Annotated in this window: 16 protein-coding genes; 14 read left to right on the forward strand and 2 right to left on the reverse strand. The window is 32.9% G+C overall.

The window, feature by feature from the left end; translation table 11 throughout:
* The first annotated feature begins 426 nt into the window (after positions 1-426).
* From galU to ACQ4XT_RS08470, 14 genes are all read left to right on the forward strand, one after another.
* Positions 427-1,305, forward strand: a complete 879-nt coding sequence (gene galU / locus ACQ4XT_RS08405; protein ID WP_446853287.1) for a UTP--glucose-1-phosphate uridylyltransferase GalU — start codon at positions 427-429, stop codon at positions 1,303-1,305.
* A 19-nt stretch (positions 1,306-1,324) separates the two neighbouring features.
* Positions 1,325-2,650 carry a UDP-glucose dehydrogenase family protein gene (locus ACQ4XT_RS08410; RefSeq protein ID WP_446853288.1) on the forward strand — a complete coding sequence of 442 codons (1,326 nt, stop codon included), beginning with the start codon at positions 1,325-1,327 and terminating at the stop codon, positions 2,648-2,650.
* 32 nt (positions 2,651-2,682) lie between these two features.
* Positions 2,683-3,348, forward strand: coding sequence for a sugar transferase (locus tag ACQ4XT_RS08415; protein WP_446853289.1), 666 nt, complete (start codon positions 2,683-2,685; stop codon positions 3,346-3,348).
* A gap of 17 nt (positions 3,349-3,365) precedes the next feature.
* On the forward strand, positions 3,366-4,313 hold the full coding sequence (gene fcl / locus ACQ4XT_RS08420) for a GDP-L-fucose synthase (protein WP_446853290.1): 948 nt from the start codon (positions 3,366-3,368) through the stop codon (positions 4,311-4,313).
* A 12-nt stretch (positions 4,314-4,325) separates the two neighbouring features.
* Positions 4,326-5,360, forward strand: a complete 1,035-nt coding sequence (gene gmd / locus ACQ4XT_RS08425) for a GDP-mannose 4,6-dehydratase (RefSeq protein ID WP_446853291.1) — start codon at positions 4,326-4,328, stop codon at positions 5,358-5,360.
* 86 nt (positions 5,361-5,446) lie between these two features.
* The gene (locus tag ACQ4XT_RS08430; protein WP_446855625.1) at positions 5,447-6,544 is read left to right on the forward strand and encodes a glycosyltransferase family 4 protein; all 1,098 of its coding nucleotides are present in this window, start codon (positions 5,447-5,449) and stop codon (positions 6,542-6,544) included.
* Between the two features lie 72 nt (positions 6,545-6,616).
* The gene (locus ACQ4XT_RS08435) at positions 6,617-7,963 is read left to right on the forward strand and encodes a flippase (protein ID WP_446853292.1); all 1,347 of its coding nucleotides are present in this window, start codon (positions 6,617-6,619) and stop codon (positions 7,961-7,963) included.
* 23 nt (positions 7,964-7,986) lie between these two features.
* Positions 7,987-9,033: a polysaccharide pyruvyl transferase family protein gene (locus tag ACQ4XT_RS08440; protein ID WP_446853293.1), complete on the forward strand. Its 1,047-nt coding sequence runs from the start codon at positions 7,987-7,989 to the stop codon at positions 9,031-9,033.
* A gap of 130 nt (positions 9,034-9,163) precedes the next feature.
* Positions 9,164-10,198 (forward strand): glycosyltransferase, encoded by a 1,035-nt coding sequence (locus ACQ4XT_RS08445; RefSeq protein ID WP_446853294.1) that lies wholly within the window; start codon positions 9,164-9,166, stop codon positions 10,196-10,198.
* Between the two features lie 873 nt (positions 10,199-11,071).
* Complete coding sequence (locus ACQ4XT_RS08450) at positions 11,072-12,193, forward strand: glycosyltransferase family 4 protein (protein WP_446853295.1); 1,122 nt, start codon at positions 11,072-11,074, stop codon at positions 12,191-12,193.
* A gap of 78 nt (positions 12,194-12,271) precedes the next feature.
* A complete protein-coding gene (locus ACQ4XT_RS08455; protein ID WP_446853296.1) occupies positions 12,272-13,567 on the forward strand; it encodes an O-antigen ligase family protein in 1,296 nt (431 codons plus the stop codon).
* A gap of 30 nt (positions 13,568-13,597) precedes the next feature.
* Positions 13,598-14,842 (forward strand): glycosyltransferase family 4 protein, encoded by a 1,245-nt coding sequence (locus ACQ4XT_RS08460; protein ID WP_446853297.1) that lies wholly within the window; start codon positions 13,598-13,600, stop codon positions 14,840-14,842.
* 13 nt (positions 14,843-14,855) lie between these two features.
* Positions 14,856-16,238, forward strand: coding sequence for a sugar phosphate nucleotidyltransferase (locus tag ACQ4XT_RS08465; protein ID WP_446853298.1), 1,383 nt, complete (start codon positions 14,856-14,858; stop codon positions 16,236-16,238).
* 17 nt (positions 16,239-16,255) lie between these two features.
* Positions 16,256-17,335: a glycosyltransferase family protein gene (locus ACQ4XT_RS08470; protein ID WP_446853299.1), complete on the forward strand. Its 1,080-nt coding sequence runs from the start codon at positions 16,256-16,258 to the stop codon at positions 17,333-17,335.
* A gap of 298 nt (positions 17,336-17,633) precedes the next feature.
* On the opposite strand, the gene ACQ4XT_RS08475 is transcribed toward ACQ4XT_RS08470, so the two are convergent.
* A complete protein-coding gene (locus ACQ4XT_RS08475) occupies positions 17,634-19,340 on the reverse strand; it encodes a phospho-sugar mutase (protein WP_446853300.1) in 1,707 nt (568 codons plus the stop codon).
* Between the two features lie 13 nt (positions 19,341-19,353).
* Positions 19,354-20,322 carry a mannose-6-phosphate isomerase, class I gene (gene manA / locus ACQ4XT_RS08480; protein WP_446853301.1) on the reverse strand — a complete coding sequence of 323 codons (969 nt, stop codon included), beginning with the start codon at positions 20,320-20,322 and terminating at the stop codon, positions 19,354-19,356.
* Positions 20,323-20,607 lie beyond the last annotated feature (285 nt).

Genomic DNA, 20,607 nt, shown 5'->3' on the forward strand with positions numbered 1-20,607 from the left:
TGTATATGAAAGTACCTTGCGTTTAAAAAATAATACATATTTCACTTATCGGTGCAGTGTGCATAGCCAGGATGTAGTATGAAAGTTAACATGTCGATGCTCAATCGTTTTTGCTGGCATTGAAAAGAATCTAAAGACTTAGTTGAAAAGCTGTAATTATAATATCGTCATGGTCCTGCTATCTATTAAGTGAAAAGTCACAAAAAGTGGTTATTTTGGTTGATGAATTTCTAGGGAATAACTAAATCCTTATGATAAGTAATGTGATTTAATTCGTGAAATGTAAATTATTTGGTCTCGTTTACGCTCACCCTCATTTAACACTCAAAAGGTAATAAGCACATGACGTTGATGGAAGTGAACCCGATAGAAAGGGTGATAACATAGTAAGTGAAAAACATACAAAATATTAAAGAGGTGTTAATTATGAAAAAAGTAAAAAAAGCTATCATCCCAGCTGCTGGGCTAGGAACGCGTTTCCTACCAGCCACGAAAGCAATGCCTAAAGAGATGTTGCCGATTGTGGATAAACCAACAATTCAGTACATTGTAGAAGAAGCAATTGCGTCAGGAATAGAAGACATCATTATCGTTACTGGTAAAGGAAAACGTGCGATTGAAGATCATTTTGATAATAACTTTGAGCTCGAAGATAACTTATTGAAAAAAGAGAAGTTTGAACTGCTAGATAAAGTTAAAGAAACGTCCAACGTAGATATCCATTACATAAGACAAAAAGAACCAAAAGGACTTGGACACGCCGTTTGGTCTGCAAGAAACTTTATCGGAAATGACCCATTTGCGGTTCTTCTAGGAGATGACATTGTAGAAGGAGAGATACCTTGCCTTAAACAATTGATTAACCAATATGAGGAGACTGGTTCTTCTGTAATTGGAGTTCAACAAGTAGGAGACGATCAGACACACCGTTATGGAATTGTAGATCCAAGTGCGAGTGAGGGTCGTCGATACCAGGTTAGCAACTTTGTAGAAAAGCCAAAGCAGGGAACTGCTCCTTCAAACTTAGCTATTATGGGCCGTTACGTCCTAAATCCAGAAATTTTCGGTTTTCTCGATCAACAGAAAACAGGAGCGGGTGGAGAGATCCAATTAACCGACGCCATTCAAGAGTTGAATGAATTACAAAAAGTGTTTGCTTATGATTTTGAAGGTAAGAGATATGATGTAGGCGAAAAATTCGGGTTCATAAAAACAACAATCGAATTTGCATTGAAAAATGAAGAGATAGGTGCAGATGTAGAAGAACTGCTTCAAACATTAACGAGGCAAAAAGTTAAGAACTGAGTAACCAGGAGGTAATCACTTGAAAATAGCTGTAGTTGGAACAGGCTACGTCGGATTAGTTACCGGCGTGAGTCTTTCTGAGATAGGTCATACCGTTACTTGTATAGATGTTGATCTTGAGAAAATAGAGAAGATGCAAAAAGGAATATCTCCAATTTATGAGCCTGGTCTTAGTGAAATGATGGTAAAAAATTTAGATGAAGAACGCCTATATTTCACGACTAGCCATACAGTAGGATTCAATAATGCTGATGTTATATACATAGCTGTTGGGACTCCTGAGAATGAAGATGGATCAGCTAACTTGAACTTTGTTTACCAGGTTGCTGTGGATATTGCTACAAATATTGAGAAGGACACAGTTGTAGTTACCAAAAGTACAGTTCCAGTAGGAACAAATAATAATATTGAAGAAATCATAAAGAAAAATATGAAAAAGGACTTAAAAGTCAGTGTGGTTTCCAACCCTGAATTTTTAAAAGAAGGATCTGCAATCTATGATTCTTTCAACGGAGATCGTATCGTCATTGGTACGGAAAGTGAAGAAGCAGGTGATATCCTTGAAGAGATTAATAAACCATTTGGTGTACCTGTATTCAGAACTGATGTAAAGAGTGCTGAGATGATTAAGTATGCATCTAATGCCTTTCTTGCAACTAAGATTAGCTTTATAAACGAAATCTCAAACATATGTGATCGCTTAGAGGCAAATGTGGAAGATGTTGCCAAAGGTATGGGGATGGATAAAAGGATTGGTTCCCAATTTTTAAATGCTGGTATTGGGTATGGAGGCTCCTGCTTTCCTAAGGATACAAAAGCACTTATCCAAATTGCTGGAAACGTTCACTATGATTTTGAACTGCTTAAAGGTGTAGTGAATGTTAACAAAAAGCAGCAAAGCTTGATTATTGATAAGTTGCTAGAAAGATTGCCATCCATAAAAGGGAAAAAAATAGCAGTCTTAGGGTTGGCTTTTAAACCAAATACGGATGATATGCGGGAAGCTGCTTCCATAGTAGTTACGAATCATTTAGTAGAAGAAGGCGCGAAAGTAATAGCATATGATCCTATAGCTACTGAGAATGCTAAAAATATTCTTAACGCAGAAGTTACTTACGCAGAAAATATCAAGGAAGCTGTCTATGAAAGTGATGCAACTTTGATATTAACTGAATGGGACGATATTAAGAAAATAGATTCGAGTCTATTTTCTGCTATGAATTACCCATTAGTAATAGACGGTAGGAATTGTTTTGATTTGGAAGAAATGCGAAAGTGTGGGGTGGAATATCATTCTATTGGGCGCCCTGTAATTTCAGCAGAGCTTAGTGAAGTTCTAAACTAAAGAATTGAGGGTAGGTGAACTTCGTGACTCAAATGAATACTAAAGAGACCTCTAGCCAAATAGGTACTAGGCAAGTAGATAATAGCGATAGTACTATATACTTGATTATAAAAAGACTGATGGATATATTTGGAGCGGCGATAGGTATTATAGTATTATGCCCCTTATTTATATTAGTTGGTGTACTTATTAAAATTGAAGATATAAAAGGACCTGTCTTATTTAATCAAGTTCGTATAGGTAAGGATGGTCGAGAATTTAGAATGTATAAATTTCGTTCTATGGTGTCAAATGCAGAAGAGCTAAAAGCTGAACTTATGAAAAAGAATGAGGCTAATGGGCCTGTTTTTAAAATGAAAGAGGATCCTAGGATAACTAAGATAGGGAAGTTTATTAGAAGAACAAGTGTCGATGAACTACCTCAACTATTTAATGTGTTAAAAGGTGATATGAGTCTAGTTGGGCCACGACCGCCCTTACCAAGTGAAGTTAAACAGTATAACAATTATGAAAAACAAAGATTGTCAGTTACACCAGGGTTAACTTGTTATTGGCAGGTTAGTGGAAGAAGTAGTATAGGGTTTGATGATTGGGTGAGATTGGACTTGAAATATATTAATGAAAGAAGTATCTATTTAGACGTGAAATTAATACTTAAGACAGTTCTTGTTTTATTTGGTTCTAAAGATGCTTATTAGAAAGGTGGAAGGCTGTTATGGATTTTAATTCAAGAATTTATGTAGCTGGCCATAGAGGTTTAGTAGGGTCAGCTATTTTAAGGAAATTGGAGCGTGAAGGATACACTAACTTAGTTTACAAAACTAGTAAAGAATTAGACCTCACTAATCGTGATGCTGTTAATAACTTTTTTGAAAATGAAAATATAGATTATGTGTTTCTTGCAGCAGCCAAAGTGGGAGGAATAGTAGCTAATAACGAATTCCCAGCAGATTTCATAAGAGATAATATACTTATTCAAACAAACGTAATAGATGCATCTTATCGATATGATGTTAAAAAGCTTCTATTCCTGGGGAGTACTTGTATCTATCCAAAGCATGCAGCTCAACCGATGAAAGAAGAATATTTATTAACTGGAGAGCTTGAGCCAACTAACGAACCATATGCCATTGCTAAAATCGCTGGAATAAAAATGTGTCAATCATACAATAGACAATATGGAACAGATTACATATCTGTCATGCCAACGAACCTGTATGGTGAAAATGATAATTTCGACTTGGAAACATCCCATGTACTTCCTGCATTAATTAGGAAATTTCATGAAGCTAAAGTTGAAGGTAAGCCAAGTGTTGAGATTTGGGGAACTGGTACGCCCAAAAGAGAATTTCTCTATTCCGAAGATTTAGCAGATGCAACTATATTCTTAATGCAAAACCACACGGGAAATGAAATTGTTAATATTGGTGTAGGTAAAGATATATCTATTAATGATTTAGCGGTTACTATAAAAGATATCGTTGGCTTCGAGGGGGAAATCACTTTCAACACATCAAAACCAGATGGTACCCCTAGAAAATTGGTGGATGTTACTAAACTAAACAGCTTAGGTTGGGAAGCTCAAACAACACTAGAGAATGGTATAAAAAAGTCATATGAATGGTATTTAAAAAATGAAAAAGCAAAAATAGAAAGCAAATAGCAGGAGGATACTATGAAAACAGCTTTAATCACAGGGGTTACAGGTCAAGATGGATCATTTCTAGCAGAATTATTATTAGAAAAGGGTTATGAAGTGCACGGTATTGTTCGAAGAAGTTCTTCATTTAATACAGAGAGAATAAAACATTTGTATGTCGAAGAGTTAAGGTCTAGTCCAAACTTCCACATCCACTATGGTGATTTAACTGATACGTCAAACGTAATCAGATTGATAAACGAAATTAAACCAGATGAAATATATAATTTGGCAGCAATGTCACACGTTAAAGTATCTTTTGATACACCTGAGTATGTAGCAGATGTAGATGGGGTAGGTACTCTCAGAATTCTAGAAGCAGTAAGGATACTAGGTTTAGAGAATAAAACTAGAATTTATCAAGCTTCAACATCTGAATTATATGGCAAGGTACAAGAAGTTCCTCAAAAAGAAACAACTCCCTTTTATCCAAGGTCTCCTTATGGAGTGGCGAAAATGTATGGTTTCTGGATCACTAAAAACTATAGGGAATCCTATAATATGTTTGCAGTAAATGGTATCTTGTTCAATCATGAGTCCGAACGCCGTGGTGAGACCTTTGTAACTCGAAAAATTACAATGGCGGCTGCAAGAATTGCTAAAGGAAAACAAGATAAATTGTATCTAGGAAATCTGGATGCCAAACGTGACTGGGGCTATGCAAAAGATTATGTTGAATGTATGTGGTTAATGTTGCAACATGATCAGCCAGAAGACTTTGTTATTGCAACAGGTCAGATGCATACCGTAAGAGAATTTGCCACCTTAGCATTTGAAAATGTTGGGATAGAACTAGAATGGCAAGGCGAAGGTGTGAATGAAAAGGGAATTAATAAAGAAACGGGTGAGACTCTAGTAGAGGTGAGCCCTGAGTTCTTCCGTCCAGCGGAAGTTGATCAATTATTAGGTGAGCCGAAGAAAGCCAAAGAACTACTGGGCTGGAACCCTGTAAAGACATCGTTTGAAGAATTAGTAAAAATTATGGCTGAAGAAGATATGCAGAACATTTAATTTATTACTTTTGCAGGGTAATTCAAATTCATTATGTTAAGGGCTGGGTATAGATGAATGTATTATATATTACACATTATTCTAACATGTATGGAGCAAATAGATCTCTTTTGAACATGATTAGTGAATTAGATAACTATGGGGTTAAACCGTTAGTAATTTGCCCAACTAATGGTCCACTTACTGATGAACTTGAAACTTTAAATATTCCATACAAAATATTACCTTTTAAGTTATGGGTTTCAGAAAACCGCAAATATTTAAGAGTAGTTGCTAGGCTACTCTTAAATATTTTTTATGGTTATAAAATTAAAAATTTTATTAAAGATAATAACATAGATATTGTTCACAGTAATTCTAGTGCAACACAAGTTGGAGCAATTGCAGCAAACCTTGCTAACACTAAACATGTATGGCATATAAGAGAGTTTTTAAAAGAGGATTATAATCTAAAGTTTGATTTAGGAATAAAAACTTCTATGCATTTCATGAATAAGAATTCTTCAAAAGTGATAGCCATTTCAAAAAAAATCAAATCAAAGTATAAAGACTATTTGCAAGAAGGTAAAATTGCTATGATTTACAATGGAGTACCTGGTAATATATCTGCTCCTGTTGAAAAAGATCAAACAGAAATAGATCTTAATAAAGAAACAAATATATTATTGATAGGCAATATCAATACCCAAAAGGGTCAAAGAGATGCTATATATGCAATTGAACATCTTAAGAATAAAGAAAAAATAAATTGCATATTAAATTTAGTTGGTGATGGGCCTGATAGTGACAATTTGAAGAAGTTAACTAAAAGGCTAGATATAGAAGAATTAGTGAATTTTTGGGGGTATAAGTCAGATATTAATGAATTTCTGAATAAGTGTGATATAGCTTTGATGTGTTCAAAAAACGAAGCATTTGGAAGAACTACTATAGAGTATATGTTGGCCGGACTTCCAGTAGTAGGTGCTGAAGCTGGCGCAACTACAGAGTTAATTCAACATGAGTTTAACGGGCTTTTATACACTTCATCTGATTATATAGATCTCGCTAAAAAAATAAAGTATTTAATCGAAGATAATGAAAAAATGGAAAAAATAAGAAGTGTAGCAATGGCCGTAGCAAGAGAGGAGTTCACCTCAGAAATAAACGCATCTAAAATTCACAATATATATAAACAATTATAAGATATTAAAAAAACTCTTAAATTAAAATCGCTTATTATATGTATTAGTATAAATATTTTGAAGAGGATTATCATGTATAAAAAGATTAAAGATAAAATATATCAAAAGAATGCTTTTATGAAAATAATAAAAAACACTAGTTGGCTAACTTTAGAACAGTTCATTAAAATGGGGACTAGTTTACTCATAGGAGTATGGATAACCAGATATTTAGGTCCGAGTGACTATGGTTTATATTCATTTGTCTTGTCATTAGTATTTCTGTTTACTCCTTTAGTAAAGTTTGGATTAGACAGAATTATTGTAAAAGAGTTAGTGAAAGAACCTGAAAACGAAAAGGAAATACTTGCAACTGGTTTCTTCATTCAAGCAATTGGTGGTTTATTATTAATAGTGCTTTCATTAATAAGTACTTATTTATTATCTCTTGACAGTTTTACTAAGGTATTAGTATTAATAGTGTCTTTAGGGTATTTTTTTAAGTGTTTTGATATTATCGATTATTACTTCCAATCAAAATTAAATTCGAAATATTCTGTTATTGCTAGGGGCGTAGCTTTTAGTGTAATTTCCATAACAAGAATCGCTCTTTTAATGTTTGATGCTCCATTAATATACTTTGTAATAGCTACAGCTTTGGAAGTATTCTTAAATGCAATAGGTTTTATAGTATTATTTATTAAAAAGAATGAGAATAAAACTAAATGGAGATTGTCTTACACAAGAGGAAAGAGTTTGTTCAAAGATAGCTTGCCACTGACTATATCAGGAGTAGCAGTAGCATTATATATGAAAATTGATCAAACAATGATAGCTCAACTATCTAGTGAACGTGAAGTGGGTTTTTATTCAGCAGCAACTAAACTAACTGAGGCTTGGAATTTCATCCCGGTTGCTATTATGGTTTCAATCACCCCGGTCTTACTGAAGTTAAGGGATAGTGATTGGAAAAAATATGTATCGAAATTCGAGCAAGTATTTACATTATTATTTGTGTTAGGTTTATGTTTAGCTATACCCGTAAGTATATTCGCTGAAAAAATCATCTACTTTTTATATGGAAGTTCATATTTAAGCTCTTCCAGTATTCTTTCTATACATATATGGACATCAATATTCATTTTTATTGGACTAGGAAGAAGACCATATATTTTAAGTGAAAGTTTATTTAATTACTCGATGTGGACGAACTTAATAGGAGTAACAATAAACATTTTATTAAATTTTATTTTCATTCCTAAATATGGTGCACTAGGGGCTTCCTATACAACACTTATCTCTCAGTTTTTTGTAACATATTTCTGTAATGTTTTTCATAATAAAACAAGATTTTTGTTTCTTCAGCAGTCTAAAGCATTGATTTTATTACCAATATTTAAAACCATCACAAAAAAATTAAGCTCAGATAATAATAAATAATTGTATTTCAGGGAGTGGAGAAAATGAAAGTTGGAATTTTTGGATCTTATTTTTATGGTAACTTCGGAGACGATCTTATGGCATTAATGTTTGCAGAAGTTGTAAAGGAATGTGGTGGAGAACCCCTTGTTTATAAACTGGATAATAACTTATCAGAGCAATATAATATAAAAACTGTTAATTCAATAGAGAAGTTAGTGAAGGAGTCAAATTTTTGTATTATAGGTGGTGGCGGCTTCCTAGTAAATCACAAGAATGTCAGTTCAGTCCAAAGTGATAGAAATAAAAGATTACATGAGCTTGTAAAGAACCTAGAAAAATACAATTGCTCTATCTATCCTTTATCAATAGGCGGAAGTGGTACCTCGAGAGATGTAGAGGTATTAGAAGGAATGAAAAAACTACTTTTAAGTGAGAGAACTAAACTTGTTACAGTAAGGAATCAAGAAGATTTAAAAGTAGTTAAGCGATATAATAATAATGTAAAGCTTTTTAATGATGTAGTATGGCAACTCCCTCTATTTTTTAATGTGAAAAAATCAAATCAAAAAGAAAAAATAAAGGTTGGTATAAATATAAATAAAGGAAAAAAAACAAAAGCAATTGATTATATGGTAAATCGATTATTGAACAGTAAAAAGAATTCATATGAAATATACTATATGGATACTCATTTACCTGAATATGATATGAAGCATGAATATATGCCTAACTTAAACGAAAAAAACATTAAGTTATTTCACTATACAAACCCTGATGAAATAACTCAATTTATATCTGAATTAGACATATTAGTTACTCAAAAGTTACATGTAGGAGTTGCAGCGCTCTCTTATGGAGTTCCATTTATATCTTTAAATGGTGCAGATAAAACCAAAACGTTCTTAACTAATATGAATTTAGAAGACTACTATGTAGGTAAATTAAACTTGTTAAAGCTATCTAAGTTAATTAAATCTAAGAATCTGTCAGTTGACGCTGATTTTGATAATTTCGAATCTGTTAAGTCAGATAGTTATAATCATATACGTGTTTTAAAAGAAATAATCAATGATCATAAGGCTTTATGAAATGTTAAAAAAGAGTTCTGACTTGAATGGATTATTTTTATAATTCAGAATCCTTGTGTCTTACTTAGTATTAAGTTTACAGAAATTTTTATTGGATTAACGAAAGCTAGTATAAAAATAGGGTGAGAAAATGAACAAAGCAAAAAGTATCCTACTTGTAGATAATACACTATCAGGTCATCATAAAATTTATTTAGATACTCTCTTACGTATAAAAGGTACTAGTGAAGGAACAATTATTACTAATTTCCCTACAAACAAACTTGATGTAAGATATTATTTTTCAAGGAATAGATATATTAAAAATGCTATTAAAAAAGCATATGATGTAAATGCCAAAATGCTTCACTTTCTCTATGTCGATAATTTATATGTCAATCCCTTCTACTTGAACATAGGAAGAAACATGGTAGTACTTGGAACTTTGCATCATTATCCTCAAAATAAATTAAAGATGAATTTGCTTAAACGATTTGCGAAAAAAATTGCTTTGCTTATAGTTCATTCAGAGTATATCAAGTTAAAGTTAAATGAAAATAATATTATGAATGTTGTTGTGGTTAATTATCCTAGTTTCTATGATTATACAAAATCGTCTAGTAAAAAAGAATTAACCGATCTTTATAATATACCAAAAAAACAAAAAATCTTTACTGTTCTAGGTGAAACTAGGTATGATAAAGGGCTAGATATTTTGCTGAATGCATTTTATTATATACCAAAAGAGTATAGGGGATCAATTTTACTAAATGTTGTTGGCAAAGAAGGAGATATTAATAAAAGTTATATATTAGATAAAACAAAAGAATATAACATTAATTGTAGATATGAGTTTGGGTTTGTGGACGATATAAATTTTATGAATAATGTCAAATTAAGTGACTATGTAGTTTTGCCTTACAGAAAAATTTTCACCGGAAATAGTGGCCCTATGACTGAAGCTATAGCAACTAACAAAAAAGTAATATGTCCTAAGGAGGGTAACTTAGGATACTTAGCTGAAAAATACAATTTAGGGTATGTTTTTACTTCTGAGAATGCAAAGTCATTAGCTGATGCATTAATAAAAGCAATAGAAGGTAATGAAAAAACATCATATAATTATGATGTTAGTGTCGATTCATTTCTGGATAGCTATAAGAATGTTTATTATAATATAAAATAATTTGAGTTTCTATTTTTCATAAAAGGATCATATGGTACACGAGAAAATATCATTATTTAATCCTTCTCTCTTTCTACAGCCAATTTAATACAGTAGAGGAAAACATCTTTTTATGTAATGCTTTTGTGGAACAAACAAGGGACTATATTTAGATTTTCCCTACAAGTATGTATAAATTGAGAGCTTGGTTTGTCAAAAATGTTAGGATTTTAAATAGAAAAAAAGTTTAAAAGATCTTAATTACCTTACGTAAAGGATCACCTCCAATTTAATACTAATATTTTTTCTTATATCCATTTAGAATACTTTTTCATATTATTCTTATTGGCAAATGATAAAGTGTTATATTTAACATTGAAAGATAAGTTAATAATACTATTAAATTAACACTATATTAATAAAAAACACAAGTTAAATCATTCGTATCCTAGAATAATATAATTAGCTACATCCTTCTCTCTTCTAAGGTTATGGTAAAACGACACAAGAAACACCAAAGAGAGAGGTATGTAGATCACAACGTTGTAGAAATTCCATAATTTATAGAGGAAACGTGATAACGTTACTATTCAAGGGTGCTAATGTATAATTTATCCTTATGTATATTATTTCTCTGGCTAAAGGCCCTATAACTAATTCTGCAATTAACAAGTTCCAAATACTGCTGTGAAATATGTAGTATGGGGATTGTAAACTATTTGGATTAGATTGATAGTGAAAACTAACAACCCTGAAACTATAACTAATGCTGTTATGTAAGTCATGTTTTAAAAAAGTTATGGAAATGCACTAGGAACATACTATAAAAGGGGAATGGTCGAAGGTTTGTAAAAATCCAAGACCTATAACAAAGGACAAATTGAGGGTGAGAAAATGAAGAATGTACTTATATTAACAGAGGGTATGACGCCATATCGTATTCCTGTATGGAATGAAATAAATAAACAAAATGATATAAACTTAGAAGTTTGGTATTTGCAAGAGAAGGAAAATAACCGTAGTTGGCATATAAATAAAAATTACATAGAGTATAAATATTCTATTTTAGACGGAAAGCATTACTTTATTCAAAGTATGGACCTTGGGTTTCATTTTAATCCGGGTCTATTTGCAAAGCTTAAAAGTGAAGCACCGGATTTAATTATTACTACGAGTTATCACGTATTAGGCTTTTGGACAGCACTTTTCTATGCAAAGCTTTTTAATAAGAAGCTAATGGTATGGTGGGGAAGCACGTTGAAGAGTAGCAGAGTAAAGAACCTATTAATGAACTTAATAAGGAAAGTGTTCTTTTTTAACACCGATTCGTTTATCACATATGGAACAGAAGCTACAAATGCATTACTTCATTATAATGTAGATGAAAAAAAAATCTTTACAGGATACAATACTGTGGACATCAATTACTTTTACAAAAATCAAAAAAAGCAAGTTCTAAACCTTGAGAAAAATAGAAATGTAGTAAATTTTTTATTTGTTGGTCAGTTAATAACAAGGAAAGGTCTAAATGAGACATTTAAAGCACTATGTAAATTAAGTATGGATGATTGGAAGTTAAGTATAATTGGAGATGGAGAGGAAAAAGATAGTTTGGTAACTTTGGCAAGGACTTTAGGGATAGAAAAAAATATCGAGTTTCTTGGCTATAAACAACAACATGAAGTTGTTTACTATTTAAGTATTGCAGACTGCTTGATTTTTCCTTCTTTAAGAGAAGTTTGGGGACTTGTAGTAAATGAAGCATTAGTTACAAGGACCTTTGTCTTGTCTAGCGAATATGCTGGAGTTACAAGAGATCTCATCCATGAAAAGAAAAACGGAATAGTAATAGACCCTTATAAAGAAGATGAATTTACAAACTCAATAAATTGGGTAATACAAAATATTGATTACGTAAGGAATGAAGCAAAGAGCCCTTTGAGTGTTTGGAAAAAAATGCATCATAGAAATTATGGAAAACAAGCTATTAATGCGATTAACTCAGTTTTTGAGTAATTATTATAATTGATCTTTGTGGATCAATTATAACTTTGGAGTAACAAGGGCTTTATATAAGTTGCTGGAGGGGTTTTTTTGAACCTAATATTATTTTTTTTAATATCAGTAATCAGTTATTTTTTTCCTGTATCTGGACTTATCTTGGCTAGTCAAAGTTATCTAATCCGTATATCAATCCAAGATGGAAGTAGTGTAATAATATCAGAGGAATCAGATTTATTATTAGGTTTGATATTACCACTTTTAATTTTTGCATTGATTATTATTAAGGAGAGGAGTAGATTAGTTGAGTATTCAGTAATTAAAATGGATTTACTACTGATTTTGTTAGGGGTTGTTTTAACGTTGGGGGTTTTATACGCCCCTGATCATATCAAGGCTTCAGAGACCGTATTAAGATATTTCGGCCTAGGCATTAGCTTCTACTTCTTTTTAAGGCTTCAACCACACTATAATAAAGAAGAATACAATAGAACATTTACTCAATTTATATATTCTTTTTGGTCAATAGGAATAATCTTAAGCATTATTGCTTTCACTAACCCAAACGAAACTACTTCTCGACTTTCACCTGGTTTAGCTCATCCTGTGCCTTTCAGCTTTTTAATTGGTGTTGCAGTTATTGTTAGCGTATATATATTACTAAGTAGTCGAAGTACTTTATTTCGTGTTTTGAGTTTTTTTAGTTTTTTCTTTCTTATCTTCGTTTTATTTAGTACTAATACAAGAGGTACAATAATAGCTAGCTTTTTAAGTGTTTTATTTATATTCTCTAATTATTTGCTTAAAAGAGAGTTAAGCATAAAGATCTCACTAAAGATTTTACTTTTACTAACATGTATATTTATAGGTGCAGTGTTAGCTTTACAAACAAAGCCTCAACTTTTCAATAATATAATTTCTAAATTCAGCTCATTATTTGAAGAAAATATTGACGCTTCTGCTCAAGCTAGAACAACAGCCTTCAACAAATCTTTAAGTTTATTTCAGGAAAACCCGGTTTGGGGATCAGGTACCGCATCATTTTCTTCTGTTTCTCAGATGGAATATCCTCATAATTTATTCTTGGAGATATTAGGGGAAAACGGGTTGGTTGGTTTTTGTGTTTTAATTCTTACTATAATCTATATGTTATATTGGATTTATGTTAGTAAAAAAATAGTAAACCAGAATCAAAGGGTAGTAATAATAGGTCTACTTATTTATTGTTTTATAGAGGCCCAGGTAAGCTTAACTTTGTGGATGAATAAGGTATTGTTTATGACAATTGCTCTTTTTATAAATTTATTGGTAGTTAAGGGAATAGAGGAAAAAAAACGAGGCATGGATGCAGAGAGAGGAAAGAAGGTAAATCATGTATACCACATGTAAAAAGTAGGTTAATATATGAAGGAGGATACAATGAAAACAGAAAGAAAAAAAATTGTATTTGTTATTAACTATTTCTATCCAGATTTAGCATCAACTGGACAATTAATGACAGATCTATGTAGAGATTTACAAAATGATTTCGATATCACGGTTGTTGCTGCACAACCTGGTTATGCTGGAGAAAGTACTACATCCAGTAAGTTAATTGAAACAGATTATTTAGAGAATATTAAAGTAATACGTGTGAAATTACCTACTGTCGATAAAACTTCTAAGGCTAGTCGTCTCAAATATATCTCTTCTTACTTTTTCTTGGCGTTATTTTCATTATTAAAAGAGAGGAATATAAGTGTCATATATACTATCTCACAACCTCCTATTCTTGGGGGGTTAATTGGCACGATTGGTAAGTTAGCTAAAAGAACGAAACATTTGTATAATATTCAAGACTTTAATCCTGAGCAAGCAGAGGCTGCTAAATATTCAGCTAGCCCTATAATATTTAAAATTGCACGTGCTATCGATTTAATTAATTGTAGATATGCAAATGAAGTAGTAGTTGTGGGAAAGGATATGGCTGAGACTTTAAAAAACAGATTTAAAAGTAAAAAAACACCTAAACATAGTGTTATTAACAACTGGATAAATGAAGAAGACGTTGTTCCTTTAGAATCTAATAATGCAGAAATCCAAAAATTCAAAAAAAAACATAACCTAGATGGTAAATTCATTGTAATGTATTCTGGTAACTTGGGTTTATATTATGATTTAGAAAACATAGTTACTATTGCTGAACACTTTAAAGATAATGATGATATATCTTTTGTATATATTGGCGAAGGGGCTATGAAGCAAACAATGGTGGATTATGTAAAAGATAAGGGGTTACAGAATGTAACTTTTTTACCTTATCAACCAAAATCTTTTATCAAGTATTCATTAAACAGTGCAGATGTACATCTTGTGGTAAATCAAAAGGGTATAAAAGGTGTTTCAGTCCCTAGTAAAATATACGGAGTTATGGCAGCTGGGAAGCCGATTTTAGGAGTACTGGAAAAACATAGTGAAGCCGAAAGGTTGATTTCGGCTAGTGAATCAGGGGTTGTAGTAGAGCCTCATGACTATTTAAATATTGTTAGCAAAATAAATTATTTTTACAATTTGGATAATGTTGAAATGGCTGAAATGGGGAAAAATGGAAGGGTATTTTTAGAGGAAAATTTGAAGAAAGATGCTTCAATAAATAAGTATAAAGACATTCTAAATAATATATAAAGGTGGAATCTTAATGAAGTTAATATTACTTTCCGGTGGTTCCGGTAAACGACTATGGCCTCTATCTAATGATACAAGGTCAAAACAATTTTTAAGAATACTGGACAATGGGGAAGGGAAAAAAGAATCTATGGTTCAACGGGTATGGAGGCAAATAAAAAATGCAGGATTAGCCTATTCTTCTACAATTGCTACATCAAAACTGCAAAAAGAAATGATACATAATCAGTTGGGTTTTCAAATTCCAATTGTTACAGAACCTGAGAGACGAGACACCTTTCCAGCTATTGCGCTTACTGCGTCCTACCTATATTCTGTCGATAATATAAGTGAAGACGAGGTAGTGACAGTTTTACCTGTAGATCCTTACGTGGAAGGCGAATTTTTTAATAGAGTTAAAGAGTTAGAGGCTCTTGTAGAAAAAACGGGGTCAGATTTAGCCTTAATTGGAGTTAAACCCACCTACCCGTCTTCAAAATATGGATATATAGTGCCTAAAGGAAAAGGAGAGCACTATATTGAAGTTAATAACTTCACGGAAAAACCTAATGAGGAAGAAGCTGAATCTCTCATTCAAAGTGAAGCCCTTTGGAATTGTGGAGTGTTTGCTTTTAGGTTAGGCTATTTACTTGATTTATTAAGGGCTAAGCATTTACCGATAGATTATAACACTTTAAGGAACCAATACAACGAGCTTCCTAAAATTAGTTTTGACTATGAAGTAGTAGAAAAAGCTAAAAAGATAGTAGCTCTTCCTTACAATGGTTATTGGAAAGACCTTGGAACTTGGAATACTCTAACAGAGGAAATGACATCTTCTCAGATTGGAAGAGGGGTTGTATCTGAAGATTCAACTGGTACTCATCTAATAAATGAACTTGATATTCCAGTTACTGTTCTTGGAGGCCAGAATCTAGTTGTAGCAGCAAGTCCAGATGGGATACTTATTAGTGATAAGGAGTCCAGTCCTAAAATTAAAGAGCTTATTAAGAATTATGATAATCCACCGATGTACGAGGAAAGAATATGGGGCTGGTCAAGAACGCTCGATTATACAAAATATGGAGACGGAGAGGAAATGGTCACCAAGCGTATCTGTATTAAAGAAGGAAAAAACTCTAGCTATCATTATCATAATTTAAGAGATGAAGTATGTACGATTGTTAAAGGACAAGGAGAACTTGCTTTAGACAATCAAATCACGCGCGTTAAGGCTGGAGATGTCGTGCATATTCCAGCTGGAAAAACACATGGTTTAAGAGCAATTAAGGACTTAGAATTTATTGAAGTACAAACCGGATCGGGTATTACGGATGAAGATTTTGTTAGGATTACCTTCGATTGGGAAGAAGTCATTGCTGAATTTCAAAAAGCCAAGTCAGTATTTATTTCATGAGTTAGGAATATTGTCAATTGAAAACTATTGCTTACTATATATCAGATTATGGATATGGACATGCTACGAGAAGTATAGCAGTCATAAGAGAATTAATTAAGGCTGGCAAGAAAGATTTGAAAATTATTGTGTGTCATTCTTTTGCTATAGATTTTTTGAAAGAATCTTTACACAGTAATCAAATAGAATATCGTGAAGTAGAAACTGATATTGGTTACATACTAAATTTAAACAGTATGTTTCCAGATTCTTCTGCTCAAGAAAGGGAATATCTAAAATTCATAAAGGAATGGGATGAACGATTGCAGTTTGAGGGTGATTTTATTAAGGAAAATAATGTAAATTTAGTCATTTCTGATATAAGTCCCATTCCTTTTATTCCCGCTCATAGATGTAACATTCCTAGTATTGGAATATCTAATTTCACTTGGTACACTGCCTATCATTCATTGGTCCAGGATGAACACCTACAGGTTTTTAAAACAGCCTATGAATATATGAGTTATTATTATTCATTAGCTGGAAGTGGAGAACCTACATGGGGAAAAGTTGAAGAAGAAAGTTTTAATTGGTTAGCGAGAACCACAGAAAGTTATGAAGTCCAAAGAATCAAGGACAAAGTAAACCAAAGTGGAGAAAAGGTTATTGTTTATTTTGGTTTAGGTATGAAAATTAATATAGAGGATATCCATTTATTTGAACTTTGGAATAATGATGATTGTATATTTCTAGTTTCAAGTAACCTTAACGTGGATCTTCCTAACGTGTACAAGATTCCTGATAATATAACAGAGTCTCAAAACTACATAGCTGCTGCTGACATTGTCATATCTAAAGCAGGTTGGAGTACGGTAAGTGAAGCTGTAATAAATAGAAAACCCTTAATAGTTTTAAATAGAATTAATATGCGGGAAGATAATAATACTATTAACTACCTTAAAGATAAAAAACACATCATGTTATTGACTTGGGAAGAAATAATTAATTTAAAAGTTGAAGCCAAATTACTAGAAGCTTTACGGAAACAAAAATCATCTGATAATCAAAATGATTTACACCTGATTGGGCGAAAAATTCTGGAAATTATAAGTTCTTAAAATATCTCATTAACAGTCTTCAATTGGTTTAAATTTTACATGAATTTTGTTGTAATTATGTTAAGTGAAAGAATCGCATTTAAAATGTACAATATAGTCTTTGGTAAATACACTTTATTTCGATAAGCTTCATAATTGCTTATGAATTTCAACGGCCACTAAGTTTTACCACCCTTACCATCTTACCCCCAGTTACGACGCGGAATTTACCGCTCAATGACAAAGCCATTACTAAAAGACAAGCCCCGGGATTTTTGGAAGCTTGTCTTTTAGTTTTTTTGCTTTAACTACTGCAATTTCAGACTAATACTTGCAATCTATCATTCACAGAGTCTCTTACAGCTTTTATTAGTTTTTCACTTTCTGATATAGAAGTAGACTTAACTCCATAATAAAACTTGATCTTCGGTTCTGTTCCGGATGGGCGCAAGCAGAACCAGCAATCATCTTCAAGAATAAACTTAATGACATTTGATGAGGGTAAGTCTATTTTCTCTACTTTTTCATCCTGCAGGTATTTCCGAGTAGATGTAGTATAATCTTCTACAGCTAAGACCTTTTTACCGCCTACTTCAATTATATCAGCATTTCGGAAATCATCCATGATAGCTTGTATCCTGGAGGCTCCCGATTTTCCTTCTAATTTCATCGATTGAAGATCTTCCAGGAAATAGCCATTCTTTTCGTACAATTCCTGCAGGGCATCTAATAAAGTTTTCCCTTTATTTTTCCAAAAGGCAGCAACTTCAGCTGCAAGTACGGCGGCTTGTACAGCATCTTTATCCCGCGCAAAGTCTTTCACAAGGTATCCGTAGCTTTCTTCGTAACCGAACATAAATTCAAACTCTCCTGTTTGTTCGAATTCACGAATTTTCTCACCGATAAACTTAAATCCAGTCAAAGTATCTAAAGACTGAACTCCATAAGAGTTTGCGATAACACGGCCAAACTCCGATGTCACAATGGTTTTAATTAGAAGTGCGTTATCATGTATTTCATTACTTTGTCCAAGAAGATAATCAAGCATAAGAGCACCTGTTTGATTTCCTGTAAGGACTTTGTAGTTACCTTCTTGATCAGGTACAGCAACCCCTAAGCGGTCAGCATCCGGATCAGTAGCCATTAATAAATCTGCCCCTAAAGATGATCCGTATTCAATCGCCTTTTCAAATGCTTGGTGTTCTTCTGGGTTTGGTGAGGATACGGTTGAAAATTCAGGATCAGGCATAGCTTGTTCTTTTACTGTATAAACTGATGTAAAACCACTTTGCTCCAGTCCTTTTTCTATTAGGTCTTTGGCTGTTCCATGAAGTGGAGAGAAGACGAGCTTAAGATCTTTCTTTATGTCTGAACGAACAGTTACGTTTTTTAATTCATTTAAATAGGCTTGATCAATTTCTTCGTCGATCCATCTAAGGAGTTTGTTATTTTCTAGCTCATTTTGTTCTGCAACATTTATATTTAATTCGTCTTCTACTTCATTTACGTAAGCAATAATATCTTTCGCTTCTTCTGGTGGGACTTGCCCTCCATCCTCATTATAAACTTTGAATCCATTGTACTCAGGAGGGTTGTGACTTGCTGTAATGACAATACCGGCTCCAGCGTTCAAGTAACGAACAGCAAAGGAAAGTTCAGGCGTCGGTCTCAATGATGTGAAGACATACGCAGGAATGCCATGGTACCCTAGTACTCTCGCTGTTTCTACAGAAAATTCTTTAGACATATACCGGGAATCATAGGCAATAGCTACGCCACGGTCACTAAGGTCCTGTTGTTTTATGTACCTTGCCAGTCCCTCGGCAGCTTTACGGATAGTATAAATATTCATTCTGTTTGTCCCGGCGCCTATTTTCCCTCGTAAGCCACCAGTACCAAACTCTAGGTTCTTATAGAAAGCATCTTCCAGTAATTCATCATTCTCAGAGAGTTGATTCAACTGGGTGGCTAAATCCTCGCTTAATTCGTTGAAATCTTTCCAACGGTTATACTCATTCTTCCACATGTATTGGGCTCCTTTATTCTTGATGTTGATTTGAATGAGAGACAATTAAAGTTGCGTCTCCCTGTAATTTGTATGATTTAATAGTAGACGGAATGATAAAATGGTCTCCCTTTTTGAACTCATATGTATCATCTTCTATAGTTATCAGGCCGTGTCCTTCTATAGTACTTAACAATAGGTATGTTGACGGCGATAGTTCTTGACTCTCTCCTTGCAATTTCCAATTAAAAACGGAAAAGTAATCTTCCTCAATAAGCTTCTCTTTTATTAAATCATTTGAGTAGGCAAGAGTTCTGTTTATATTTGGATCACGGTGAGGAATTGTAGTCACTTCAAGGGATTTATCTAAGTGAAGTTCTCTCTTTTTACCATCTTCTCCAGTTCTGTCATAATCATAGACACGATAGGTAATATCAGAACTTTGTTGGGTTTCGAGAATTTGTATGCCCGCCCCAATGGCATGGATGGTCCCACTTGGAACATAATAGAAGTCACCAGGTTGTACTTTAACTTTCCGAAGTAAGGTATCCCATTCACCTTTTTGTACCATTTGTGCTAATTCTTCAGCGTTTTTCCCATGATGACCGAAGACGATTTCAGCGCCTTCTTCACAATCCACTACATACCAGCACTCCGTTTTACCGTAATTTTTCCCTTCGATATCTCTAGCATATGTATCATCTGGGTGGACCTGTACAGATAAACTTTTTTTGGAATCTAATAACTTGACGAGAAGAGGAAATTCTTCTCCTTGTTGATGGGCAAAGAGTTCACGGTGGTTATTCCATGCGTATGCTAAGGATTTACCCCGTAATGGCCCATTTTTAATAACGCTCGATCCATTAGCATGGCCGGATATACACCAAGCCTCACCAGTTTGATCAGAAGGAATATCATAATTAAATAATTCCTTGAGTTTAGTTCCACCCCAAATTCGTTCTTTATAATCGGGATGGAAGAAAATTGGTTCATAATATACCATTCTTTCACCTCTGAAAAATTAATAACAAATATGATTGTATCATAATCTAATTAAGGTAAATATATTAAATTCAATAAGTAAAAAGAAATTTACAAAAACCTTTAATTGGAAAATCTGAGAGGGATAAGAATTAGTTTATTTTGAATTTCAATTAGGTATTTTAGCAACCATCAAATTTTTCGACATAATTAGAAGCATGGGTATTCGTTTTAATTACAATTTTCTCGGGAATATAGGTGTTATATTATGAGAAAGCGTTTACATTAAATGAAGAAAGAGGGTAAT

Source organism: Halobacillus sp. 12SKB, from assembly GCF_052941655.1.

What these genes read in the sequence shown, in the direction of transcription:
- ACQ4XT_RS08450 (WP_446853295.1), top strand. Translation starts at nt 11,072, where the DNA reads ATGAAGAATGTACTTATATTAACAGAGGGTATGACGCCATATCGTATT.
- ACQ4XT_RS08475 (WP_446853300.1), bottom strand. Translation starts at nt 19,340, where the DNA reads ATGTGGAAGAATGAGTATAACCGTTGGAAAGATTTCAACGAATTAAGC.
- ACQ4XT_RS08430 (WP_446855625.1), top strand. Translation starts at nt 5,447, where the DNA reads ATGTATGGAGCAAATAGATCTCTTTTGAACATGATTAGTGAATTAGAT.
- galU (WP_446853287.1), top strand. Translation starts at nt 427, where the DNA reads ATGAAAAAAGTAAAAAAAGCTATCATCCCAGCTGCTGGGCTAGGAACG.
- ACQ4XT_RS08435 (WP_446853292.1), top strand. Translation starts at nt 6,617, where the DNA reads ATGTATAAAAAGATTAAAGATAAAATATATCAAAAGAATGCTTTTATG.
- ACQ4XT_RS08415 (WP_446853289.1), top strand. Translation starts at nt 2,683, where the DNA reads ATGAATACTAAAGAGACCTCTAGCCAAATAGGTACTAGGCAAGTAGAT.
- gmd (WP_446853291.1), top strand. Translation starts at nt 4,326, where the DNA reads ATGAAAACAGCTTTAATCACAGGGGTTACAGGTCAAGATGGATCATTT.
- manA (WP_446853301.1), bottom strand. Translation starts at nt 20,322, where the DNA reads ATGGTATATTATGAACCAATTTTCTTCCATCCCGATTATAAAGAACGA.
- ACQ4XT_RS08440 (WP_446853293.1), top strand. Translation starts at nt 7,987, where the DNA reads ATGAAAGTTGGAATTTTTGGATCTTATTTTTATGGTAACTTCGGAGAC.
- ACQ4XT_RS08460 (WP_446853297.1), top strand. Translation starts at nt 13,598, where the DNA reads ATGAAAACAGAAAGAAAAAAAATTGTATTTGTTATTAACTATTTCTAT.
- ACQ4XT_RS08445 (WP_446853294.1), top strand. Translation starts at nt 9,164, where the DNA reads ATGAACAAAGCAAAAAGTATCCTACTTGTAGATAATACACTATCAGGT.
- ACQ4XT_RS08465 (WP_446853298.1), top strand. Translation starts at nt 14,856, where the DNA reads ATGAAGTTAATATTACTTTCCGGTGGTTCCGGTAAACGACTATGGCCT.
- fcl (WP_446853290.1), top strand. Translation starts at nt 3,366, where the DNA reads ATGGATTTTAATTCAAGAATTTATGTAGCTGGCCATAGAGGTTTAGTA.